The 22744-nt window shown below is 42.9% G+C and carries 25 protein-coding genes; all 25 read left to right on the top strand.

All coding sequences use genetic code 11. The annotated features are described in order from the left end of the window. Positions 1-348: 348 nt before the first annotated feature. Entirely contained in the window at positions 349-1194 is an 846-nt protein-coding gene (locus tag ABDD95_RS18170; RefSeq protein WP_345948764.1) for a MotA/TolQ/ExbB proton channel family protein, read from the top strand. 104 nt (positions 1195-1298) lie between these two features. Beyond that, positions 1299-1907, top strand: a complete 609-nt coding sequence (locus tag ABDD95_RS18165) for a biopolymer transporter ExbD (RefSeq protein WP_345948763.1) — start codon at positions 1299-1301, stop codon at positions 1905-1907. 4 nt (positions 1908-1911) lie between these two features. Continuing rightward, complete coding sequence (locus tag ABDD95_RS18160) at positions 1912-2454, top strand: biopolymer transporter ExbD (protein ID WP_345948762.1); 543 nt, start codon at positions 1912-1914, stop codon at positions 2452-2454. Positions 2455-2489: 35 nt separating this feature from the next. Beyond that, positions 2490-3326, top strand: coding sequence for a TonB family protein (locus tag ABDD95_RS18155; RefSeq protein ID WP_345948761.1), 837 nt, complete (start codon positions 2490-2492; stop codon positions 3324-3326). Between the two features lie 227 nt (positions 3327-3553). Further along, positions 3554-4468, top strand: a complete 915-nt coding sequence (locus ABDD95_RS18150) for a substrate-binding domain-containing protein (RefSeq protein WP_345948760.1) — start codon at positions 3554-3556, stop codon at positions 4466-4468. Between the two features lie 29 nt (positions 4469-4497). After that, entirely contained in the window at positions 4498-6213 is a 1716-nt protein-coding gene (locus tag ABDD95_RS18145) for a tetratricopeptide repeat protein (RefSeq protein WP_345948759.1), read from the top strand. Positions 6214-6295: 82 nt separating this feature from the next. Further along, a complete protein-coding gene (locus tag ABDD95_RS18140; protein WP_345948758.1) occupies positions 6296-6667 on the top strand; it encodes an NADH-quinone oxidoreductase subunit A in 372 nt (123 codons plus the stop codon). A 113-nt stretch (positions 6668-6780) separates the two neighbouring features. Continuing rightward, positions 6781-7323, top strand: coding sequence for an NADH-quinone oxidoreductase subunit B (locus tag ABDD95_RS18135; protein ID WP_345948757.1), 543 nt, complete (start codon positions 6781-6783; stop codon positions 7321-7323). After that, positions 7324-7827, top strand: coding sequence for an NADH-quinone oxidoreductase subunit C (locus tag ABDD95_RS18130; RefSeq protein WP_345948756.1), 504 nt, complete (start codon positions 7324-7326; stop codon positions 7825-7827). A 3-nt stretch (positions 7828-7830) separates the two neighbouring features. Further along, on the top strand, positions 7831-9057 hold the full coding sequence (locus tag ABDD95_RS18125; protein ID WP_345948755.1) for an NADH-quinone oxidoreductase subunit D: 1227 nt from the start codon (positions 7831-7833) through the stop codon (positions 9055-9057). Next, on the top strand, positions 9050-9577 hold the full coding sequence (locus tag ABDD95_RS18120) for an NAD(P)H-dependent oxidoreductase subunit E (protein ID WP_345948754.1): 528 nt from the start codon (positions 9050-9052) through the stop codon (positions 9575-9577). The genes ABDD95_RS18125 and ABDD95_RS18120 overlap by 8 nt, the downstream gene beginning before the upstream one ends. Continuing rightward, positions 9577-10938: an NADH-quinone oxidoreductase subunit NuoF gene (gene nuoF, locus ABDD95_RS18115; protein ID WP_345948753.1), complete on the top strand. Its 1362-nt coding sequence runs from the start codon at positions 9577-9579 to the stop codon at positions 10936-10938. The genes ABDD95_RS18120 and nuoF overlap by 1 nt, the downstream gene beginning before the upstream one ends. A 62-nt stretch (positions 10939-11000) precedes the next feature. Beyond that, positions 11001-11309 carry a hypothetical protein gene (locus ABDD95_RS18110; RefSeq protein WP_345948752.1) on the top strand — a complete coding sequence of 103 codons (309 nt, stop codon included), beginning with the start codon at positions 11001-11003 and terminating at the stop codon, positions 11307-11309. A gap of 28 nt (positions 11310-11337) precedes the next feature. Then, positions 11338-11736: a gamma-glutamylcyclotransferase family protein gene (locus ABDD95_RS18105; protein WP_345948751.1), complete on the top strand. Its 399-nt coding sequence runs from the start codon at positions 11338-11340 to the stop codon at positions 11734-11736. Next, positions 11729-12730, top strand: coding sequence for a 2Fe-2S iron-sulfur cluster-binding protein (locus ABDD95_RS18100; RefSeq protein WP_345948750.1), 1002 nt, complete (start codon positions 11729-11731; stop codon positions 12728-12730). Before ABDD95_RS18105 ends, ABDD95_RS18100 begins: the two co-directional genes overlap by 8 nt. Beyond that, positions 12730-13770, top strand: coding sequence for an NADH-quinone oxidoreductase subunit NuoH (nuoH, locus tag ABDD95_RS18095; RefSeq protein WP_345948749.1), 1041 nt, complete (start codon positions 12730-12732; stop codon positions 13768-13770). Before ABDD95_RS18100 ends, nuoH begins: the two co-directional genes overlap by 1 nt. A 9-nt stretch (positions 13771-13779) precedes the next feature. Next, positions 13780-14277: an NADH-quinone oxidoreductase subunit I gene (locus ABDD95_RS18090; RefSeq protein ID WP_345948748.1), complete on the top strand. Its 498-nt coding sequence runs from the start codon at positions 13780-13782 to the stop codon at positions 14275-14277. 65 nt (positions 14278-14342) lie between these two features. Further along, positions 14343-14849, top strand: a complete 507-nt coding sequence (locus ABDD95_RS18085) for an NADH-quinone oxidoreductase subunit J (RefSeq protein WP_345948747.1) — start codon at positions 14343-14345, stop codon at positions 14847-14849. Beyond that, complete coding sequence (gene nuoK, locus ABDD95_RS18080; RefSeq protein WP_345948746.1) at positions 14849-15178, top strand: NADH-quinone oxidoreductase subunit NuoK; 330 nt, start codon at positions 14849-14851, stop codon at positions 15176-15178. Before ABDD95_RS18085 ends, nuoK begins: the two co-directional genes overlap by 1 nt. Positions 15179-15276: 98 nt before the next feature. Further along, complete coding sequence (gene nuoL / locus ABDD95_RS18075; RefSeq protein ID WP_345948745.1) at positions 15277-17181, top strand: NADH-quinone oxidoreductase subunit L; 1905 nt, start codon at positions 15277-15279, stop codon at positions 17179-17181. Between the two features lie 22 nt (positions 17182-17203). Next, entirely contained in the window at positions 17204-18685 is a 1482-nt protein-coding gene (locus ABDD95_RS18070) for an NADH-quinone oxidoreductase subunit M (protein WP_345948744.1), read from the top strand. 60 nt (positions 18686-18745) lie between these two features. Further along, positions 18746-20125, top strand: coding sequence for an NADH-quinone oxidoreductase subunit N (locus ABDD95_RS18065; protein WP_345948743.1), 1380 nt, complete (start codon positions 18746-18748; stop codon positions 20123-20125). A 55-nt stretch (positions 20126-20180) separates the two neighbouring features. Beyond that, positions 20181-20825, top strand: coding sequence for a DedA family protein (locus ABDD95_RS18060; protein ID WP_345948742.1), 645 nt, complete (start codon positions 20181-20183; stop codon positions 20823-20825). Positions 20826-20851: 26 nt separating this feature from the next. Then, the gene (locus tag ABDD95_RS18055) at positions 20852-21397 is read left to right on the top strand and encodes an inorganic diphosphatase (protein WP_345948741.1); all 546 of its coding nucleotides are present in this window, start codon (positions 20852-20854) and stop codon (positions 21395-21397) included. A gap of 3 nt (positions 21398-21400) precedes the next feature. Continuing rightward, positions 21401-22741, top strand: coding sequence for a hemolysin family protein (locus ABDD95_RS18050; RefSeq protein WP_345948740.1), 1341 nt, complete (start codon positions 21401-21403; stop codon positions 22739-22741). Positions 22742-22744 lie beyond the last annotated feature (3 nt).

Genomic DNA, 22744 nt, shown 5'->3' with positions numbered 1-22744 from the left:
ATAAACGTTAAACAAACACATAACGGGGCAACCATTGGGTAATTTTTACACTCAGCCGGGCGCCTTATATCAGTTTAGTTACATTTTTTTAATGTTTGATGCTTGTTATTATTAAAAAAAATGGCTTTCATTGCAAAAATGTTTGTTGAAACATAATAAATGACAGCGCTCACGTTAAGTAGTACATTGCTAAAAATATCTACCTAACAATCTGGCATTAAATAATTGTAAAGAATAACATTTTGCGTAATTTTATATTGATAAAATTATAGATTTGTTATTTATGTAAATACGCATATTTAATTAACTAAATATTATAAACAAAAACTAAAAACTAAATTTAAAGTAATGGCAACCGCACCATCAAAACCAACTACTCCTGTTAAAAAAGAAAGCTCTGGTAACTCAAGCGCTTTCGCTTCTTTAGTAATTCCTATTTGTTTCGTAATAGCAGTATTGCTGTTTATTTTCGTTTTGGGTGATGCAAGCCACTATAAAGGCGGCGACGTTGAGCACGGCGAACCAACCGATTACTTCGGAACTATACACAAAGGCGGTCCAATTGTACCCGTGTTAATGACTTGTTTCTTAATGATGATCGTTTTCTCTATTGAGCGTTTTGTTGTAATTGGCAAAGCTTCTGGTACTGGTAACGTTGATGCTTTTGTTAGAAAAATCAATTCTTTCTTAAACCAAGGTAACATCGAAGCTGCAAGTGCAGAGTGCGATAAACAAAAAGGTTCAGTAGCTAACGTAATCAAATCAGGTCTGAAAAAATACCGTGAAATGGAAGAAGAGCCAAACCTTGACGTTGATCAAAAAACTTTAGCTATCCAAAAAGACATCGAAGAGGCAACTGCTTTAGAAATGCCAATGTTAGAGCAAAACTTAACTATCATCGCTACACTGGTATCAGTAGGTACACTGATCGGTTTGTTAGGTACGGTGGTAGGTATGATTGGTGCATTCCGTGCACTGGCTACTTCAGGTGCTCCTAACCAGGCTGAGTTATCATCTCACATTTCTGAGGCCTTGATTAATACAGCTTTAGGTATCTTAACTTCAGCATTGTCAATTATCTCTTACAACGTATTTACGTCTAAAATTGATAAACTGACTTACGCTATTGATGAGACTGGTTTCAGCATTGTACAAACATTTGCTGCATCACACAAAAATAAAGCTAGATACTAGTATTGGTTTTTAAGATACTGTTACGCTGCTGATAATAAAACCGGTAGCGTAACAGTTAGATAATTAACCATTTATAGTATTGATTTTTATAAAGAAAATAAAAAATGCCTAGAGTAAAAATTCCAAGAAAGAGTACAGCAATTGACATGACAGCCATGTGTGACGTGGCTTTCCTTTTGCTTACCTTCTTTATATTAACGGCAAAACCTAAGGTAGAAGATCCGGTTCCGGTGGATACCCCCGGATCGGCATCACAAGTGCTGCTACCTGAAAGTGATATTGCCACCCTTACCATTGGTGGTAAAGGAAAAGTGTTTTTTGGCATAGAAGGCTTTGAAGTGCGCAAACAATTGCTGCTTCGTATGGGCGAAAAGTATAAAATTGGTTTTACGCCAAAAGAGCTTGATCGCTATGCAGTAACACCAAGCATTGGTGTGCCAATGGCCCAGGTAAAACAGTTTATTAACATGGAAGGTGATCAGCGCAAAGAATTTAAAGCGCCTGGTATTCCTACCGATTCTGTTAGTAACGAATTGTTTAACTGGATTCACGAAGCCCGTATTGTAACTAAAAACATATCAGGTAAAGAACTGCGTATTACCATTAAAGGTGATAGTAAGGAAGAATACCCGACAATACAGCGTATAATTGCCATATTGCAAAAGCAAGAAGTAAACAAATTTAGTTTAATTACATCATTAAGAGGAAAGTAACAAGATGGCAGAATTAGACACCTCCGGCGGGGGTAAAGGTAAAGGTGGGAAGGTAAGAAGTAAGAAGCAGTCAACACGTGTGGATTTAACAGCCATGGTGGATTTGGCTTTCTTGCTGGTAACTTTCTTCATGCTTACCACTACCCTGTCAAAACCAAAAGCCATGGACTTGGCTATGCCGGATAAAAATGAAGACAAACCTCAAGATCAGGAACCAATTGCAGCATCCAGAACGGTAACTGTATTATTAGGTAAAGACAACCGTTTAGAGTGGTTTGTAGGCGTTCCTACCGAGCCGCTTTCGGCCCCAACAGTTGATAATTACGGTAAAGATGGTATCCGTAAGGTGTTAATTGAAAAAGGTAAAGAAATCAAACAAAAAACAGGCAAGGATATGTTTGTGATTATTAAACCAAGCGATAAATCGATCTACAGAAATATGATCGATATTATTGACGAGTTGAACATTACCAACAATAAACTGTATGCAATTGTAGATATTACACCGGTTGAAATTGGCTTGTTAAAAGACGTAGGTCTTTATTAATTGATATTTTACACACACTTTAAATAAAATAAGTCATGGCTATTTTAGGATCAAAACTAGACATACTGAAACCTGAGTGGCTTGATGTTGTTTTTGCCGATAGAAACAAGGCATACGGTGCGTACGAGTTACGTAAAAGCAATCCAAAAAATACATCAGTAGCATTACTTATTACTGTTAGTCTTTTTGCATTGGCCGTTTCGATGCCAACTATCATTAACAAGATCAAAGGTTTTATACCTAAGCCCAAAGAAAAGGTTAAAATTGAGGAAGTGGTGTTATCTCCTCCGCCGCCATTGAACGAGGCAGAACCACCGCCGCCACCGCCACCAAGTGCCGAACCGCAGAAACCAAAGGTTGATCAGGTTCGTTTCCCGCCTCCGATAGTAAAACCAGACGAGCAGGTTCGCGAAAAAGATCCACCAAGCCAGGAGGATTTGAAAGTAGCAGACCCGGGCCCGAAGGATATCAAAGGTGACCCTACACAAACAGTTCGTATTGACGAACCTGTGGGTAATGCACCAGTTAGTGCTGCAGTAACAGAGTCTAACCCGAATGAAATTTTTACCTCAGTTGAGGAATTACCTAAATTCAATGGTGACTTTGGTAAGTTTTTGGGTAAAGCTTTACGTTACCCAGCCGTAGCACAAGAGAATGGCGTACAAGGCCGTGTTACTGTGACGTTCGTTGTTGAACGTGATGGTAGCTTAACCGACATTAAACCTATAGGCCGTACATTAGGCTCAGGTTTAGAAGAGGAAGCCGTACGTGTATTGAAAGCAGCTCCAAAATGGACGCCTGGTCGTCAGAACGGCCGTCCGGTTCGTGTACAATACACTGTGCCAATTGTATTCACGTTAGCAGATCAGTAATTAATGCTAAATTCTGATAATGATAAACAAAAATCGCCCCAAAGGCGGTTTTTGTTTATTTTAGGAGCAGCCTTCTTCATTTTGGTCATTGTTCTGGGCCTCATGATTATGTTCTGGGATAAACTGCCACTCGAGCTGAGTGAAACCAAACGGTACACATTTGGTGGTTTGTTTATTTTGTATGGTATTTTACGTTTTATTAGAATTATCAGAACAGATACGCTTAGATGAATAACAGCATAAAGATTTTATTAGTATGCCTTGCCGTATTGATTGGATTTGGAATGTGCAGGCAACAATCAGCTCCTGAAGTTAAAGGAGATGATACATTTGTAAAGGGTAAAGCGCAATTTTTGGCCGACGAATCATTCCAGCCCATTCTGGATCAGGAAGCCTACGTTTTTAAAGCCTTATTTACCGAGGCAAAACCCGAGTTTATCTATAAATCGGAGAATGACGTGTTGCGGATGTTCTTAAATGACAGCATCCGGGTGGCTATAATATCAAGAGAATTAAAGCCCAGTGAACTCCAAATTCTTAAAAATCGCAATTTTGCGCCCGATGTTAACCGCTTTGCTATTGACGCTGTAGTGCTGATTGTAAATCAGCAGTCTACAGATACGCTGATCTCTGTTGCGCAGATCAAAGACATGTTAAATGGCAAGGTTATGACCGATAAAAACATTGTATTTGATAACCCGAATTCGAGTTTGGTAAGGTATTTGAAGGAACTATCAGGCAATCAGGAATTAAAGCAAAAAAATATTTATGCTTTAAAATCTAACAAGGATGTAATTCGTTATGTAAGCGAGCATCCTCAATCCATTGGGATAGTTGGATTTAGTTGGCTGGATGATCCTGACAAGGATTTTGCAGACGAGGTAGCCAAAGTTAAAATAGTTGGTGTGAAGAATGAAAGTAATGACAAAGCACCGACAGAGTATTTTAAACCATCACAAGAAACATTAGCTCTAAAACAATATCCGCTTAGTCGCTCACTGTATATTTTAAACAGTACAGGGAAATTGGGATTAGCAGCTGGCTTTGCTGCCTTCCTTAAAAGCGACCGCGGGCAACGTATCATTTTGAAATCGGGTTTATTGCCTGATTCGATCCCACAAAGGGAAATGATTTTAAAATAGTAACGTAACTAAAACTATAAAATTAAGCCATGAAGAACAACATCAGTAAAGTAGCGGGAGCAACGCTTGGCCTGGTATTTATAGGTTCATCAGTTTTTGCGCAGAGTCTTGCCGACGCCAAGAAAGCTATTGACGCCGAACAATATCAGAAAGCTAAGTCGATGCTTAAAAATCTGACTACAACACAACCAACAAAAGACGAAAACTTCTTTCACCTGGGCTGGGTATACTTGCTGCAAGATTACCCAGATTCAGCTAAAGCAACTTTTCAAAAAGGTTTGGCTGCAAACCCTAAATCAGCCATCAATTTTGCCGGTTTAGGCGCCGCAGCAAGGGTTAATAAAGACCAGGCTGGTGCACAAACCAATTTTAACCAAGCTATTACTTTAGCTGGCAAAGACAGCAAGCCCTATTTATACGTAGGTGAAGGTTACTTGCTTGATCCTAACCCGGATGCTAATGCTGCCGTAGCAATACTGCAAAAAGGTATAGCCGCAAATAATAAAGATCCGGAGTTATACATTGCTTTAGGCGATGCTTACCGTACGCAATTAAAAAATACAGAAGCGGTGTCAGCCTACGGCGATGCATTGAGAATTAACCCTAAGGCTGCTGCTGCTAAAGTAGCTACTGGTGTGGTTTGGCGCCAGGCAAATAACTGGGAAGCATCTGAAGACGAGTTTAAAGGCGCTTTAGCCATCGATCCTAACTTTGGCCCCGCTTACCGTGAGTGGGCTGAAACAGATGTACGCTGGGCGCAAAAAGTTCCTGCCCAGGCATCAGCCAAAATTAATGAAGCTGTTGAACAGTACCGCAAATATTTGGGCTTAACCGACATGTCGGTAGAGTCACGCCTGCGTTATGCCGACTTTTTGTACCAGGCTGGTAAATTCAAAGAACTGCAAACCGAAGCTGCTGCCATTGCTAAGTTGCCCGACGCTAACTCGAGGGTATATCGTTACATGGCTTATGCCGCCTACGAAAACGGTGATTATGCTAACGGACTTACTGCTTTAAATACCTGGATGAGCAAAGCCGATCCTAAACGTATTATTCCTTACGATTACTTTTATTTGGGTCGTTTACAAGCTAAAACCCCAGGTCAGGATTCGTTATCAGTGGCTTCTTTTGAAAAAGCAGTTAGCATGGATACTACCCAGGCTGCTTTATACCAAGAGATTGGAGCAACTTACTTTAGACAACGTAAATACATTAAGGCGGCTGAGGCTTACCGTAAATATACCGATAAGATAAATAATGGTAAGGTAAACCTAACTGAGCATTATACTGAAGGATTAGCTTATTACTATGCTTTTTCTGATCAGTACAACAACCAGTTAAAAACTAAAGCGCCTGCCGATACTTCACTTTTAGGAAAATCGGAAGCTGCGTTTGCATTTGTTCAATCAAAAGCAGCCACACCTTTTGCACCGGCCATTCTGTACCGTGCCCGTATTAACGACCTGAGAGAGCCGAGCCGGGAAACCAGCAAAGGCTTAGCTAAGCCGTTCTACGATCAATACCTGCAAATTATAACTGCTACAGCAGTTGCTGATAAAGACAAAAGAGATGTAGGTGAAGCCTATGCTTATTTAGGTGCTTATTACGAGTACACCGAAAAGGATGCTGCTAAAGCAACAGAAAATTATACTAAAGCCCGTGAGTTTGATCCAACCAATAAACAGGCTCAATACTTCTTTCAAAAAAAGGCAGGATCGGCTAAACCCGCTGCCAAAGGAAAATAATTTTTTTTTATGAACTGATAAGAGGCTGCAGATTAATCTGCAGCCTTTTTTGTTATTACACAATTCCAGTTATATTTGCTGCATGGAAGCACAAAGTTTACCTATTAACTATTTGCCAATAATAATTCAAATGCTGGTTGCAGTTGGGTTTGTGGTTACTACTATGTTTTTTACCCACAAGTTGGGTCCAAAACGGGTAACTGCAGATAAGCTTAGTCCGTTTGAATCGGGCATCGAGGTGGTTGGTAATGCGCGTACACCGGTTTCCATTAAATACTTCCTGGTAGCCATCCTGTTTGTGCTGTTTGATGTTGAGGTTATTTTTATGTATCCCTGGGCGGTTAATTTTAAAGCCATGGGTGTTGATGGACTGATCGAAATGTTCATCTTTATGGCTACACTACTGCTGGGCTTCATTTATGTGCTCAAAAAGGGCGCATTAGACTGGAACTAAGCCAGTTTAGAATCTTTCTAAATACAACCTTGTACATATTACACTATTCAATATCACGTTAATAATGGTAAATTTGTAGTCATCCGTATAAACGGATTTTAGCATTTATATCAATGAGTGATGTTCAGATAGTTAATGCCCCTCCGGGCGTTGAAGGTTCAGGATTTTTTGCTACTTCTTTAGATAAAGCCATAGGTTTGGCGCGTTCGCACTCGTTGTGGCCGCTGCCTTTTGCTACCTCTTGCTGTGGTATTGAGTTTATGGCTACCATGGGCTCTCATTACGATTTATCGCGTTTCGGGGCCGAGCGTTTAAGCTTTTCGCCGCGCCAGGCCGATTTACTGATGGTAATGGGTACTATATCAAAAAAAATGGCGCCGGTATTAAGGCAGGTTTACCTGCAAATGGCCGAGCCGCGTTGGGTAATGGCTGTAGGTGCATGCGCCTCGAGCGGTGGTATATTTGATACTTACTCGGTATTGCAGGGTATAGATGAGGTAATTCCGGTTGACGTTTATGTGCCCGGTTGTCCGCCCCGCCCCGAAGCTATTATTGATGGCTTCATGAATATACAAAAACTGGTGCAAACCGAATCCCTGCGCCGCAGAGATACACCGGAGTACCAGGAATTATTAGCTAAATACGGAATCCAGTAAATGGGTGAATTAAATAACGAATTACTGCAGCAGCACCTAACCGGAAAGTTTGGCGACCAGATTAAACTGGAAGGCGAACCATACGGTTTGCTCACAGTTGAAACCAGTAGAGATAATATTATTGAACTGCTAACGTACCTCAAAAAGGATGCGGCTTTGCAGTTTATTTATTTAACCGATATTACGGCTATACAATACCCCGAGCAGGAAAATTCCATTGGCGTAATTTACCACTTGCACAGCCTGCGGTATAATGTGCGTATTCGGGTTAAAGTGTTTTTACCTGAAGGTGATGTGCGCACCCCGACAGCAACGGTGCTGTGGAACGGCGCCAACTGGATGGAGCGCGAAACTTATGACTACTTTGGCGTAAACTTCGAAGGTCATCCTAACCTGGTTCGTATCCTCAACGTGGACGACATGACCGTATTCCCAATGCGTAAAGAGTACCCGCTGGAAGACCCGAACCGTGTAGACAAAAAAGATTTTTATTTTGGAAGATAACCCATGCAGAATTTTCCTTCACTAAATATAAATATCAATACGGATACCAACCTGCAAAGCGAGTTGTCCACCCTTAACCTGGGGCCAACGCATCCGGCCACGCACGGCGTGTTCCAAAATGTGTTGCAACTGGATGGGGAACGTATTGTGAGCGGCGTATCAACCATTGGTTACATACACCGCGCATTTGAGAAAATTGCCGAGCACCGGCCGTTCTATCAAATTACCCCGTTAACCGACAGGTTAAACTACTGCTCGGCCCCCATTAATAACATGGGCTGGCACATGACGGTCGAAAAACTGCTGGGCATCAATACACCAAAACGCGTAGATTACTTGCGTGTAATTGTAATGGAGCTGGCCCGTATATCCGACCACATCATCTGCAACGGTGTATTAGGTGTAGATACAGGCGCTTTCACCGGCTTTTTGTACATGATGGAATACCGCGAGGCTATCTATGAAATATACGAAGAGGTTTGCGGTTCACGCTTAACAACCAACATTGGTCGTATAGGTGGGTTTGAGCGTAATTTTAACGATATAGCTTTTGCCAAGATTAAAAAGTTTTTGGTTGATTTTCCGAAAGTGCTTAACGAGTTCGAATCGCTGTTTAACCGTAACCGTATATTTATTGATCGTACCAAAGGCGTTGCCCCGGTAAGTGCCGAAACAGCTTTAGACTACAGCTGGAGCGGCCCTATACTGCGTGCAACCGGTGTGGATTATGATGTGCGCGCCATGAATCCATATTGCTCATACGAGGAGTTTGATTTTGAAGTACCTGTGGGTACCAGCGGTGATGTGTATGACCGTTTCCTGGTACGTAACGAAGAGATGAAACAGAGCATGCGTATGATACAGCAGGCTTTGGATAAAATAGAAAAAGAAGATCCGACCATATTTCACGCCGATGTACCTGAGTTTTACCTGCCTCCTAAAGAGGAAGTGTACAACAATATGGAAGCGCTCATTTATCACTTTAAAATTGTGATGGGCGAAATTGAAACACCAGTAGGCGAGGTTTATCATTCGGTTGAAGGTGCCAACGGCGAGTTGGGCTTTTATCTGGTAAATGATGGTGGCCGGTCTCCTTATCGCTTGCATTTCCGCAGGCCGAGCTTTATCAATTACAGTATGTATGCCGATATGAGCCGAGGAATGCTGTTATCGGATGCGATTATTAACATGAGTAGCTTAAACGTTATAGCCGGAGAATTAGATGCTTAGAGTTGAAAATATCACCCACCAGCCGGTTGAATTTTCGCCGGCGTTGATGGCTCAATTTGCCGATTTTGTTAGTCGTTACCCTGAAGGTAAGCAAAAGTCGGCCTTATTGCCTATGCTGCATGCCGTACAGGCCGAGCAGGGCTGGCTGAGCGTACCCGCGATGGATAAAGTAGCCGCTTACTTAGGTATTGAGGCCATTGAGGTATATGAGGTAGCCACTTTTTATACCATGTACTTTTTACGTCCGCAAGGCAAGTTCATGCTGGAAGTTTGCCGCACCGGGCCTTGCTGCCTGGTAGGTGCTGAAAAAATAATGGATCACCTGGAGCAAAAGCTCGGCGTTAAGGAAGGCGAAGTTACACCTGATGGCCTGTTTAGCTGGCGCGGCGTGGAATGTCTGGCTGCCTGTGGCTTTGGTCCGGTTTTGCAAATAGGCCCTGAGTATACGTTTTACGAAAACCTAACCCCTGAGTCGGTTGACCAATTGTTAGGTGATTTAAAAGCAAAAGCTAACAACTAATGGGACGCAAACTATTACTAGAACATATTAACGTACCTGGTATCAACACTTTTGACGTTTACCGTTCAAAAGGTGGTTATGCAGCGGTTGAAAAAGCCCTGAAAACTTTAACACCTGATGAAGTGGTGGAAGAGGTGAAAAAGTCGGGTTTACGTGGCCGTGGTGGTGCCGGTTTCCCAACCGGTATGAAGTGGAGCTTTTTGGCTAAGCCAGAGGGTGTGCCACGTTACCTGGTTTGTAATGCCGACGAATCTGAGCCTGGTACTTTTAAAGACCGTTATTTAATGACACACATCCCTCACTTGCTAATTGAGGGTATGATTATAGCCAGCTTTGCTTTAGGTGCCAAAACCTCGTACATATATGTACGTGGCGAAATGATGCCGCAGATACGCATTCTGGAGAAAGCCATTGCCGAAGCTAAAGCTGCAGGCTTTTTAGGCAAGAACATATTAGGTACCGGTTACGACCTGGAATTGTACGTACAGCCGGGTGGCGGTGCCTACATTTGCGGCGAAGAAACTGCTTTGATTGAATCGTTGGAAGGTAAACGTGGTAACCCGCGTATTAAGCCGCCATTTCCGGCTATTGCAGGTTTGTATGGCTGCCCAACTGTGGTCAACAATGTCGAATCAATTGCCGCTACCGTGCCAATCATTCGTGATGGTGGCGATGAATATGCCAAAATAGGTATTGGTCGCAGTACCGGTACTAAGCTAATATCAGCCGGGGGCAACTTAAAAAGGCCTGGCGTTTACGAGATTGAGTTGGGTGTACCTGTTGAAGAGTTCATTTTCTCGGATGAATATTGTGGCGGTATAGCTAACGGGAAACGCTTAAAAGCAGTGGTAGCCGGTGGTTCATCGGTGCCAATTTTACCTGCTAACCTGATACTGAAAACAGCTGCAGGCGATGCCCGTGTAATGAGCTATGAAGGTCTTTCTGAAGGTGGCTTTGCTACTGGTACCATGATGGGTTCAGGTGGTTTTATTGCCTTTGATGAAGACCAGTGTATTGTACGCAACACCTGGAACTTCGCACGCTTCTACCACCATGAAAGTTGCGGGCAATGTTCGCCTTGCCGCGAGGGTACTGGCTGGATGGAAAAAGTGTTACACCGCTTAGAGAATGGGCATGGCAAAATGAGCGACATGGATCTGCTGGTAGATGTTTCTAAAAAGATTGAAGGAAATACCATTTGTCCGCTGGGTGATGCAGCTGCCTGGCCGGTGGCCAGTGCTATACGCCATTTCAGGGATGAATTTGAATGGCATGTAACTAACCCAACGGAGGCAGTTAGCCGTAATTTTGGGTTAGCGCATTATGCTGATCCGCTGCCTAAGCCAGAAGTGATAGCTTAAATTTGATCTGGGGTGCCTAATAGATGTGCTCTATTGATAACGATTGATTAAACTATTGAAATATGGCAGAGAATCACGAAGTAGTTATCAAGTTCAACTATAAAACGGAGGACTTTGATTATTTAGACGAGTTGCAGGATGAGATTGAGCGGGCGGTAACCTATCATGGTGTTGGCGCCTATGACAGCTACGAACTGGATGAGGAAAATAACCGGGCATTGTTCTTTTTAACAGCACATGATCCGGAGATATTGTTCAGAAATTTGAAACCAGTACTGCAGGAGTCGCCTATTTTGAAAGGGGCTAAAATTGATATAGAAATGGGGCACAATGCAGATGGTAGTGCCATCATTAAAGAATACCAGTTGTAAAGGCAACGCTTGACAAGGAGAACAGCAAATGGAATATTTGTTTGCATATGGCACCTTGTTAAAGCACTTCGAAAATGAAGTATTAAAGCCGCTTGAAGATTTCCTTACCTTTACAGGTGAGGGTTTGTTAAAAGGCGAACTGTACGATCTGGGCGAATACCCAGCGTTAATAAAAGCAAAGGAGTTAAGCCAAACCGTTGCAGGAGAGGTTTACAGTATAGATAGTAATGCTAACCATGTTTTGGCAGCATTGGATGAATACGAAGGGCCGGAGTACAGCAGGCAACAGCAATGGGTACGGCTGCACAACGGAAAAGAAGTAAGGTGCTGGGTATATGTATATCAGTATACGCCCGGTCCAAATCATATAAAAATAATAGACGGCGATTACCTCGCTTATATAAGAAATAAGGTTGATAATGGTTAAAGTAACTATTGACGGAATTAGTGTTGACGTAGAGCCAGGCACGTCCATCCTGAATGCTGCAAGGCAAATAGGAGGGGATATTGTGCCGCCCGCTATGTGCTATTATTCTAAACTGGAAGGCAGTGGCGGTAAATGCCGTACCTGCCTGGTTAAGGTAAGTAAAGGATCTGAAAAAGATCCGCGGCCTATGCCTAAGCTGGTAGCATCATGCCGTACCACAGTAATGGATGGCATGGAGGTACAGAACATAACCTCGCCTGAAGTGATTGAGGCACGTAAAGGAGTGGTTGAAATGTTATTGATCAATCACCCGCTGGATTGCCCTATTTGCGACCAGGCCGGCGAGTGCCACCTGCAGGACTTGGGGTATGAGCATGGTGCGGCTAAAACCCGCTACGAGTTTGATCGGCGTACGTTTGAACGTATTGATATTGGCGACAAGATACAACTACACATGAACCGTTGTATTTTATGCTATCGTTGCGTATTTACGGCCGATCAGATCACCAATCAGCGTGTACACGGAGTATTAAACCGTGGCGATCATGCTGAAATCTCTACCTACATTCACAAAGCTGTAGACAACGATTTTTCGGGTAATGTAATTGACGTATGCCCGGTTGGTGCTTTAACCGATAAAACCTTCCGCTTTAAAAACCGCGTATGGTTTACCAAGCCGGTGGAAGCACACCGCAATTGCGAGCACGAAAATTGTAACGGCAAGGTAACCCTCTGGTATAAAGGAGAAGACGTTTTACGCGTAACGGCCCGTAAAGATCAGTACGGTGAGGTTGAGGAGTTTATTTGCAACACCTGCCGTTTTGATAAAAAGAAAACCAGCGATTGGGTAATTGAAGGCCCGCGCAAGGTGTCTAATCAATCGGTTATCAGCGCTAATCATTACGAAACGATGCAGCCGCTGCCAGTGGTTAAAAAGAACCTGGTATTGCAGGAAGCTAACAAAGAACAATTTGAACGGGAGACAAGACTGTAATGGAAACTACTGATCTGATTATAAAGCTGGTACTGGTAGTGGTTATATTTGCTATCAGTTTGGTAGTAGCCATGTATTCTACTTATGCCGAGCGTAAAATAGCAGCCTTTTTACAAGACAGGGTAGGCCCTAACCGTGCCGGCCCGTTTGGTATGCTGCAACCTTTGGCCGATGGTGCCAAAATGTTCATGAAAGAAGAGATCATACCAACCCGGGCCAGTGGCTTTTTGTTTGTGGTTGGTCCGTCACTGGCCATCATGACGGCTTGTATCGGTTCTGCGGTTATTCCGTGGGGGCCGCAAATGGTTATTGCCGGTCGCACTATCGATTTGCAGGTTACCGATATTAACGTGGGCATCCTGTACATTTTCGGTGTTGTATCCTTAGGTGTGTACGGTATCATGATTGGTGGCTGGGCCTCTAACAACAAATATTCATTACTGGGCGCTATCCGTGCCGCATCACAAAACATCAGTTACGAAATTTCGATGGGCCTTTCCATAATTGCCCTGCTGATGCTGACCGGTACACTAAGCTTAAAAGAAATAGCCGAACAGCAACATGGCTGGCACTGGAACGTGCTTTACCAACCGCTTGGCTTTTTAATATTTATAGTGTGTGCCTTTGCCGAAACCAACCGCAGTCCGTTTGATTTGCCTGAGTGCGAAACCGAGCTGGTGGGCGGTTACCATACCGAGTATTCATCCATGAAATTGGGCTTTTACCTGTTTGCCGAGTATATCAACATGTTTGTATCCTCAGCTGTAATGGCTACGCTTTATTTTGGCGGCTACAACTATCCGGGTATGGATTACATGGCTAATTTGTTAGGACCAACCTGGGCGCCAATTTTAGGTGTAGTGGTACTCTTTGCCAAAATATTTGCCTTTATCTTCTTTTTCATGTGGGTGCGCTGGACCATCCCGCGTTTCCGTTATGACCAGTTGATGCACCTGGGCTGGAAAAAACTGATACCGTTGGCTATTGCCAACATCGTATTAACCGGTGTTATATCTATATTAATTCAAAAGTTTGCTTAACCCTTATAAATGGAACCATTAAGTAATAAGCGAAAAGTACTGGAGGTAAAACCCCTTAATTTTTGGGAGAGGGCTTACCTGCCCGCTATAGCCCAGGGGCTTAGCATTACCATGAAACACTTTTTCAAGAAAGATGTAACCATTCGTTACCCCGAACAAAAGCGGGAATTTTCTGAAAACTTTCGTGGCCTGCACTCTTTAAAGCGCGATGAGGACGGTAAGGAACGCTGTACAGCCTGTGGTTTATGCGCCCTGTCATGCCCGGCCGAAGCCATTACCATGACCGCCGGCGAACGCCAGAAAGGTGAGGAACACTTGTACCGCGAGGAGAAATATGCAGCTGTATATGAAATTAATATGCTGCGTTGCATTTTTTGCGGCCTGTGCGAAGAAGCTTGCCCTAAAGAGGCTATTTACCTCGATGGCGATATTGTACCAACTGATTTTTTAAGAAAAGACTTTATATACGGTAAAGACAAATTAGTTGAGCCACCTTTAAACCAATAAAAAAGAATGATACCTTTGCGGGCTACCAACCAGTACCGGCAAAGGTATTTCTGTTTACAAGCCATATGAGTATATTTTACTTTATCGCATTTTTATCCATACTGTTTTCACTGCTGGTTATTTTTGCAAAAAACCCGGTGCACAGTGTGCTGTACCTCATTATTACCTTTTTTACATTTACCATTCATTACATCATTCTTAACGCGCAGTTTTTGGCTATCGTAAACTTTATTGTTTATATGGGCGCCATCCTGGTGTTGTTCCTGTTTGTAATGATGATGCTTAACCTTAACAAGGATACCGAGCCAACCAAAAGTATTTACGTAAAGCTTGCCGGCGTAATAGGTGGTGGCGCTTTACTGGTTACTTTGGTTGCTGCTATAAAGGTGCTCGCTAAATCGCAGCCGGTGGTATTGCAAAATGTAAACCTGGGCTCGGTACAAAACCTGGGCAAGGTGCTGTTCAACGAATTTTTGTTGCCATTTGAGGTATCGTCTATCCTGCTGTTATCGGCCATGGTGGGCGCTGTTTTGCTGGCCACTAAAGACACTAAACCTAAAGCTATCGTTTAATGGAAAGTTTTCTCCAGGCTGTGAAGGTCGTTCCGCTTAATCATTATATTTTGTTAAGCGCTATAATATTTTCAATTGGTGTGGTAGGCGTTTTAATACGCCGTAACGCTATTGTGGTATTTATGTCGGTTGAGTTGATGCTGAATGCCGTTAACCTGTTGCTTACCGTATTTTCGGTTTACAGCAATGATCCTAACGGGCAGGTATTTGTATTTTTCATTATGGCGCTGGCCGCTGCCGAAATTGCTATTGGTTTGGCCATCATCGTTATGATACACCGCAACACCAACTCTATCGACGTAGATATATTGAACAGATTGAAATGGTAATGCCCGGTAGCCGGTACTGAGTTGCCGGTTGCAACATTAAGAAGACCAATAATTCATCAGAACACAGGATACTGGCCATTGGCCACAGAGATAAAAATATGGATAAATACATCTGGCTTATTCCGCTGCTGCCGCTGGCAGGCTTCGTAATTAACGGATTAGGCCGCAATACCTTATCAAAAAGCATTATTGGCGGTTTAGCCAGTTTAATGGTGCTATTATCATTTGCTTTAAGCGTTGGCGCATTTTTACAAATCAAGTCAACCGGCGTACCAATCAACGTTACCCTGTTCGACTGGATTAAAGTAGGTAACCTGCATGTGCCGTTTTCATTCCTGGTCGATCAGTTGAGCTCCATCATGCTGCTCATCATTACTGGTATAGGTTTTCTGATTCATTTATATTCTATAGGTTATATGAGTCATGATGCAGGGTTCGGTAAATTCTTTGCTTACCTTAACCTATTCGTGTTTTTCATGCTCCTGCTGGTAATGGGTTCAAATTACATTATCATGTTTATAGGTTGGGAAGGCGTGGGGCTTTGCTCTTACCTGCTCATTGGTTTTTGGTACAGCAATCCAAGCTATGCCGATGCCGCCAAAAAGGCATTTGTAATGAACCGTATTGGCGATCTGGGTTTCCTGATTGCTGTGTTCATCATCCTGAATACCTTTGGCAGCATTACTTATGCAGACGTATTCAGCAAAGCGGCTACTATGCGAAGCGGCGATACCACCCTGGTTTTAATTACCCTGTTACTGTTTGTAGGCGCTACCGGTAAATCGGCACAAATACCCCTTTTTACCTGGCTGCCCGATGCAATGGCCGGCCCTACCCCGGTATCGGCATTAATACACGCAGCTACCATGGTTACCGCCGGTATATACATGATTGCCCGCTCTAATATCCTGTTCACTTTAGCGCCTGCTACGCAAACCGTTATTGCGATAATAGGTGTTGCTACTATATTACTGGCTGCTTTAATAGCGCTCACTCAAAATGATATTAAAAAGGTACTGGCTTACTCAACTGTATCCCAGCTGGGCTATATGTTTTTAGGGCTCGGTGTTGGCGCTTATACAGGTGCTTTCTTCCACGTTTTAACGCATGCCTTTTTTAAGGCCCTATTGTTTTTGGGTGCCGGTTCGGTTATCCACGCGGTAAGTGGCGAGCAGGATATGCGCAACATGGGCGGATTAAAAGGCAAGCTTACCATTACTTTTACCACCATGCTCATTGGAACGCTGGCTATATCTGGTATTCCACCGTTTGCAGGGTTCTTCTCAAAGGACGAAATTTTGGCTGAGGCTTATATGCACAGTCCGCTATTATATATACTGGGTGTTTTAGGCGCTATGCTCACTTCCTTCTACATGTTCCGTTTAATGTTCCTTACATTTTGGGGAAGTTTCCGCGGTACGCACGAGCAGGAGCATCATTTACATGAATCTCCACCCAGTATGACAATTCCACTGATTGTGCTGGCCATACTTTCAACAGTAGGTGGATTTATGGGTGTGCCACATGCTTTGGGCGGTCACCACTGGTTAGATCACTGGCTGGAGCCTGTGCTGAGCGCATCGGCTACGCACACCGGCAAGCTTTTTATCGCACCTAATACCGAGTATATGTTAATGGCAATATCGGTAGGAGTTGCTGTATTAGCGCTTATTTACGCTTTTGTTAAATACGTTAAACAAGCCGATATTCCGGTTCCGGATAGCCAAGAGCGCCCTGCATTAGTGAAATTATCTTATAACAAGTTTTATATAGATGAGTTGTATGATGCTATCATCCGTAAGCCACTTGATGCATTATCAGTATTCTTTTATAAGGTAATTGATAAAATGGGTATAGATGGTATTGTTAACGGTTTAGGGCAAGGGCCAATTGAGGCCGGCCGTGGTTTGCGCTTATTGCAAACCGGTAATGTTGGGTTCTATCTATTTATGATGGTAATAGGCATTATTGCCGTACTGATATACAGTTTAATAAAAATTTAAGTTAGCGTTTACTGCACATACAATGACGGTTAGTTTTTTACTCCTTTTACCCTTACTGGCAGCCCTGGCGCTTTTGTTTATAAAAGGCAATGCTGCCAAAAATGCTGCCTTGTTTTTTTCAGTGGCCGAACTGGCTTTGGGTGCCTATTTCGTAACGCAGTATACGCCCGATGCCAGCCTACAATTTGTTACCGATTTTGCGTGGATACCTAAACTGGGCATATACTTTACCGCGGGTATTGATGGTATCAATATTATTCCGGTTATATTAACGGTGTTGCTGGTTCCCTTTATTATTACAAGCACCTTTAAGCACGATTATAAAAACGCCTCTGCATTCTACGCCTTAATTATGTTTATGCAGTTTGGCTTGCTCATGGTGTTTACCGCGCTTGATGGCTTTATGTTTTACATAGGGTGGGAGGTTGCTTTAATACCTATTTACTTTATATGCGGTATGTGGGGCGGCGAAAACCGTATTAAGGTTACACTTAAATTCTTCATTTATACTTTTGCCGGTTCATTGTTTATGTTGCTGGCCATTATTTATCTGTACCTGCAAACGCCTGACCGCACTTTTGATATTTTTAAGTTTTACGAGCTTAAACTGAATGCCGAGCAGCAGTCGTGGATATTCGGCGCGTTCTTACTGGCCTTCGCTATTAAGATGCCTATTTTTCCGCTGCATACCTGGCAGCCCGATACCTATACCGAGGCACCATCGGCGGGCAGTATGCTTTTATCTGGTATCATGTTAAAGATGGGCGTATACGGCGCCATCCGCTGGATGATCCCTATTGCGCCGGTTGGCTTTTACGAGTGGCAGAACAACCCACTTTGGTTAGCTATTGCCGGTATTGTATATGCATCCATCATTGCTTTCAGACAGCGAGATGGTAAGCGTTTAATCGCTTACTCTTCTATTGCGCACGTAGGGTTGATAGCTGCCGGGTTATTGGCCTGGAACATACAAGGCTTGCAAGGTGCCATGATACAAATGCTGAACCACGGTATTGAGGTGGTAGGTTTGTTCTTCATTTGGGACATCATTAGCCGCCAGTTAAAAACCCGCGATGTTACCGAGCTGGGTGGTTTATCAAAAGTGGCCCCTAAGTTTGCTATAGCTTTCTTAATTATTGTGCTGGCATCTGTAGCGCTGCCTTTAACCAATGGTTTTATTGGCGAGTTCCTGTTATTGAACGGTGTTTACCGCTATAACATGTGGATGGGCATAGTAGCCGGCTTAACCATTATACTGGGTGCCGTTTATATGCTAAGGATGTACAAAAACGTAATGCAGGGCGAAACCAATGCATTAACCGCCACCTTTACCGATATTACGCTAAGCGAGAAAATTGTGCTGGGTATTATTTGCGCTTTAATTATTGCCATTGGTGTATATCCGCAACCGGTGTTGCATCTGTCTGAAGCGGCAGTTACCCACCTGATGAATACCGTTAACGGTAAGATAAGCGAAGCTCTTTTACACAAATTAGGAAAATAAACTTCGATGGTCTTAACAGGCTTTTGAAACGAATTTTTTAGATATAAGAAACTTGAAATAATGACTACGTTAATCATCATAGCTGTATTACCCATAGTGCTGTTGTACTTGGGCTTGTATAAAGCCAATAAGTTGCTGCTGCCGGTTACTATAGTGGGTTTACTGCTGGCGCTGGCATCGGCTGTAATGCAGTGGAACAACGGTGCGGTGCCTATTTATCATGATATGATGCTGTTTGATAACTTTTCGGTAGCATTTTCAGCGACGGCAATTGTATCAACACTGCTAATATTGATGTTATCAAAAGGCTATTTTGAAAAAATAAGCGAGCATGTAGCCGAATACTTTGCCATTATGCTGTTTTCGCTGGCGGGTATCATAGTTATGGTATCATACTATAACTTAAGCATGCTGTTTATCGGTATCGAAATTATGTCGGTTAGCTTGTACATCTTGGCCGGTATCGATAAAAAGAGCTTTGCCTCAAACGAAGCATCATTGAAATACTTTTTGATGGGTGCCTTTTCAACCGGCTTTTTACTGTTCGGCATAGCATTAATTTATGGTGCTACAGGTTCGTTTAACCTGGAGGTCATCCGCGACTGGGCCTTAGCGCATCCCCGTGGTATCAACCCGTTATTTCATACCGGTATTATCTTAATGATTATTGGCCTGTGCTTTAAAGTAGGTGCGGCACCTTTCCACTTCTGGACGCCCGATGTTTACGAAGGATCTCCAACGCTTATCACCGCTTTCATGTCGACCGTTGTAAAAACTGCCGGCTTTGCCGCATTCTTACGCTTGTTTGCCGCCAGCTTTGCACCGCTGGCCGATTTCTGGATGCCAACTTTGCTGGCTATAACCATTTTAACGTTATTTATTGGCAACCTTACAGCGCTGTATCAGCACAGCTTTAAACGTATGCTTGCCTTTTCGAGTATCTCACACGCAGGTTACCTGTTGTTTGCCATAGTGGCCTTAAGTGCAGGCTCGGGCAATGCTATATTTATGTATGCCACAGCCTACTCCATTGCTTCCATTATTGCGTTTGGTGTGTTGTTGCTGGTGCAACAGCAATTAGGCAGTGATAGCTTTGAGTGCTTTAATGGCCTGGGTAAACGCAATCCTTTCCTGGCTGCTGTACTTACTATTGCCATGCTTTCATTGGCGGGTATTCCACTTACTGCTGGTTTTATTGGGAAGTTTTTAATGTTTTATGGTGCTATGGCGCGTTATCAGGTGTGGCTGGTTATTATTGCGGTTATCAACGCCATTATTAGTATTTACTACTATTTTAGAGTAATTATTGCCATGTACTTTCGTACGGCCGAACACGATGAACTGGTTGTGCCGGGCTATTATCAAATAGTTTTGGGCTTTTCGGCCGTGGTTACATTGGTTATTGGTATATACCCTGCACTTATATCAAACTTGATATAGTTTGTATCTCGCATTACAAATTGCTGTAATATTTGTAGTTTTACAAATATCGTGAATGGAAAACTTCTGGGAACATCTGCAGAATTTAACGGATGCACAATCCATCATCAGTAAAGGAGGCTTTTACTTATTGCTGGTGGTAGTGTATGCTGAGACCGGGTTGTTCTTCGGATTCTTCCTTCCGGGCGACTACCTGCTGTTTATGGCTGGCTTGCTTTGTGCAACCGGCTTGCTTGATGTGAATATCTATACGCTGGTATTATCGCTAATGGCAGCTGGCGTATTGGGCAATTACACTGGTTACTGGTTTGGCTACCGCACCGGTCCGCTGATGGAGAATCGTAAGGAATCCTTATTCTTTAAAAAGCGCTATATTGTAATGGCCGAGGAGTTCTACCAGAAATACGGCGGCATGGCCCTCGTTTTAGGCAGATTCTTCCCTATAATCAGAACTTTTGCGCCTATCTTTGCCGGTGTTGTAAAGGTTGATTTTAAGAAGTTTAGTTTATATAACTTTGTGGGCAGTATAGCCTGGGTTGCAACACTAACATTATCAGGCTTTTTTTTAGGTCGGAAATATCCCGGACTAAAAGATTATTTGCAGTATATTGTAATTGCATTAATTGTAGTTACCAGTGTGCCGCTTATCATTGCTTTCCTTAAAAGAGGTAAAGCAACAAACAAAATTGACGAACAATAATTTTATACATATTCTTACAATTTTACATGAGTACACAACATCCCTGGCATCAGGTTAGTCCGGGCGAAAATCTTCCGGACATAGTTAATGCCATCATCGAGATCCCCAAAGGTTCAAAAGCTAAATATGAAATTGATAAAGATTCAGGTTTATTAAGACTGGATCGCGTGTTATTTTCATCTGTAATGTATCCGGCCAATTATGGTTTTATCCCGCAAACTTATTGTGACGATAAAGATCCGTTGGATATATTGGTTTTGTGCTCTGTTGACGTGTTTCCGATGTCATTAATCGAAGCCAAGGTTATTGGCGTAATGCACATGGTTGACAATGGCGAGCAAGACGATAAGATTATTGCTGTTGCTAAAAACGATATGTCGGTAAATTACATTAACGATCTTAATGAGTTGCCGCCGCATGCCATGAAAGAAATAGTGCGTTTCTTTCAGGATTACAAAAAGCTGGAAGGCAAGAACGTAACAATTGAGCATTTAATGGGTAAGCCTTATGCACTTAAGGTGATTAACGAAAGTTTGGAATTGTACCAGACGACGTTCCCTGACCAAAAATAATACATGGGCCCTGATTTAGACATAAACGGTTTTCATATCTTCTTAACCATATTTTTGGTTTTGCTGAACGGTTTTTTCGTAGCCGCCGAATTTGCCATCGTGCGTGTTCGCGGTTCGCAAATTGAAATTCAGGCAAAGGCCGGTAGCCGGATGGCTAAAGTTGCCCGTGGTATTATGCATAATTTAGATGGTTACCTGGCTGCTACGCAGCTGGGTATTACCATTGCTTCACTTGGCTTAGGTTGGGCAGGCGAAGAGGTGGTTAGTAAACTGATGCTTAATTTATTCAAAGCATTTGGTTTAGTAATCGAATCGAGCCTTATTATTAACATTAGCCACGTAGTAGCCTTTATCACCATTACCATATTGCATATTGTATTTGGTGAGCTGGCGCCTAAAACACTGGCCATACAGCGTTCTGTACGAACAGCAATGACGGTGTCTTATCCCTTAAGATTCTTTTTTGTTGTATTTCGCCCGGCTATCTGGGTGCTGAACAGCTTTGCTAACTTTATTCTGAAGCTTTTTGGTGTTACCGCCGTTCACGGCGATGAATCACACCATAGCTCCGAAGAATTACAGTACTTGCTGGAACAGGGCAAAGAAAGTGGTGCACTGGATTCAAACGAGCATGAGCTCATTAAAAATGTATTTGATTTTAACGAGCGTGTAGTCAAGAACATCATGGTGCCTCGTACCAAAATATCGGGTATCGATATCAGCTCTTCGCCGCAGGATTTGTTAGACTGCCTGGTTACCGAAGGCTACTCGCGTATGCCGGTATATGACGATACGGTTGATAAGATCATCGGTATTGTGCATGCGAAAGATATTTTGCCTTTACTGGCCCGTAAAATAGATTTTGAGCTGAAGGATATTATCCGCAAGCCGTACTTCATCCCCGAAACCAAGAAGATCAACGATCTGATGGCCGAACTGCAGCAAAAACGTATCCAGATCGCTATTGTGCTGGATGAGTTTGGCGGTACCGCTGGTATGGTAACGCTTGAAGATATTGTGGAGGAACTGGTTGGCGAGATTCAGGACGAGTTTGACGAGGAAAAGCCAATTGTTGACAAAGTAAATGACCGTGAGTTCATCGTAAACGCTGTAGCCTCTATTTATGACGTAAATGAACATTTACCTCATGATTTGCCAGAGGATGGTGATTTTGATACCGTATCGGGCTGGGTAAGCGAAATTTTTGGTAAGATACCTGAGGTAGGCGAACAGCGCGAATCAAACGGTTACAACATTACAGTACTCAAAAAGTCTGACCAAAATATTGAATCGGTTAAGCTGGAACTCCTGCTGAACGAGGAAGACGTATCAGACCTTAATTAAGCC

This window comes from Mucilaginibacter sp. PAMB04274, from assembly GCF_039634385.2.
GTDB lineage: Bacteria > Bacteroidota > Bacteroidia > Sphingobacteriales > Sphingobacteriaceae > Mucilaginibacter.
The sequence above is the reverse complement of the archived record's forward strand: the minus strand, read 5'-3'. Positions and strand labels throughout refer to the sequence as shown.

What these genes read in the sequence shown, in the direction of transcription:
- ABDD95_RS18090 (WP_345948748.1), top strand. Translation starts at nt 13,780, where the DNA reads ATGGAACCATTAAGTAATAAGCGAAAAGTACTGGAGGTAAAACCCCTT.
- ABDD95_RS18110 (WP_345948752.1), top strand. Translation starts at nt 11,001, where the DNA reads ATGGCAGAGAATCACGAAGTAGTTATCAAGTTCAACTATAAAACGGAG.
- ABDD95_RS18130 (WP_345948756.1), top strand. Translation starts at nt 7,324, where the DNA reads ATGGGTGAATTAAATAACGAATTACTGCAGCAGCACCTAACCGGAAAG.
- ABDD95_RS18055 (WP_345948741.1), top strand. Translation starts at nt 20,852, where the DNA reads ATGAGTACACAACATCCCTGGCATCAGGTTAGTCCGGGCGAAAATCTT.
- ABDD95_RS18155 (WP_345948761.1), top strand. Translation starts at nt 2,490, where the DNA reads ATGGCTATTTTAGGATCAAAACTAGACATACTGAAACCTGAGTGGCTT.
- ABDD95_RS18150 (WP_345948760.1), top strand. Translation starts at nt 3,554, where the DNA reads ATGAATAACAGCATAAAGATTTTATTAGTATGCCTTGCCGTATTGATT.
- ABDD95_RS18145 (WP_345948759.1), top strand. Translation starts at nt 4,498, where the DNA reads ATGAAGAACAACATCAGTAAAGTAGCGGGAGCAACGCTTGGCCTGGTA.
- ABDD95_RS18085 (WP_345948747.1), top strand. Translation starts at nt 14,343, where the DNA reads ATGAGTATATTTTACTTTATCGCATTTTTATCCATACTGTTTTCACTG.
- ABDD95_RS18105 (WP_345948751.1), top strand. Translation starts at nt 11,338, where the DNA reads ATGGAATATTTGTTTGCATATGGCACCTTGTTAAAGCACTTCGAAAAT.
- nuoL (WP_345948745.1), top strand. Translation starts at nt 15,277, where the DNA reads ATGGATAAATACATCTGGCTTATTCCGCTGCTGCCGCTGGCAGGCTTC.
- ABDD95_RS18160 (WP_345948762.1), top strand. Translation starts at nt 1,912, where the DNA reads ATGGCAGAATTAGACACCTCCGGCGGGGGTAAAGGTAAAGGTGGGAAG.
- ABDD95_RS18060 (WP_345948742.1), top strand. Translation starts at nt 20,181, where the DNA reads ATGGAAAACTTCTGGGAACATCTGCAGAATTTAACGGATGCACAATCC.
- ABDD95_RS18065 (WP_345948743.1), top strand. Translation starts at nt 18,746, where the DNA reads ATGACTACGTTAATCATCATAGCTGTATTACCCATAGTGCTGTTGTAC.
- nuoK (WP_345948746.1), top strand. Translation starts at nt 14,849, where the DNA reads ATGGAAAGTTTTCTCCAGGCTGTGAAGGTCGTTCCGCTTAATCATTAT.
- nuoH (WP_345948749.1), top strand. Translation starts at nt 12,730, where the DNA reads ATGGAAACTACTGATCTGATTATAAAGCTGGTACTGGTAGTGGTTATA.
- ABDD95_RS18100 (WP_345948750.1), top strand. Translation starts at nt 11,729, where the DNA reads ATGGTTAAAGTAACTATTGACGGAATTAGTGTTGACGTAGAGCCAGGC.
- ABDD95_RS18165 (WP_345948763.1), top strand. Translation starts at nt 1,299, where the DNA reads ATGCCTAGAGTAAAAATTCCAAGAAAGAGTACAGCAATTGACATGACA.
- ABDD95_RS18170 (WP_345948764.1), top strand. Translation starts at nt 349, where the DNA reads ATGGCAACCGCACCATCAAAACCAACTACTCCTGTTAAAAAAGAAAGC.
- ABDD95_RS18050 (WP_345948740.1), top strand. Translation starts at nt 21,401, where the DNA reads ATGGGCCCTGATTTAGACATAAACGGTTTTCATATCTTCTTAACCATA.
- ABDD95_RS18135 (WP_345948757.1), top strand. Translation starts at nt 6,781, where the DNA reads ATGAGTGATGTTCAGATAGTTAATGCCCCTCCGGGCGTTGAAGGTTCA.
- ABDD95_RS18070 (WP_345948744.1), top strand. Translation starts at nt 17,204, where the DNA reads ATGACGGTTAGTTTTTTACTCCTTTTACCCTTACTGGCAGCCCTGGCG.
- ABDD95_RS18120 (WP_345948754.1), top strand. Translation starts at nt 9,050, where the DNA reads ATGCTTAGAGTTGAAAATATCACCCACCAGCCGGTTGAATTTTCGCCG.
- nuoF (WP_345948753.1), top strand. Translation starts at nt 9,577, where the DNA reads ATGGGACGCAAACTATTACTAGAACATATTAACGTACCTGGTATCAAC.
- ABDD95_RS18125 (WP_345948755.1), top strand. Translation starts at nt 7,831, where the DNA reads ATGCAGAATTTTCCTTCACTAAATATAAATATCAATACGGATACCAAC.
- ABDD95_RS18140 (WP_345948758.1), top strand. Translation starts at nt 6,296, where the DNA reads ATGGAAGCACAAAGTTTACCTATTAACTATTTGCCAATAATAATTCAA.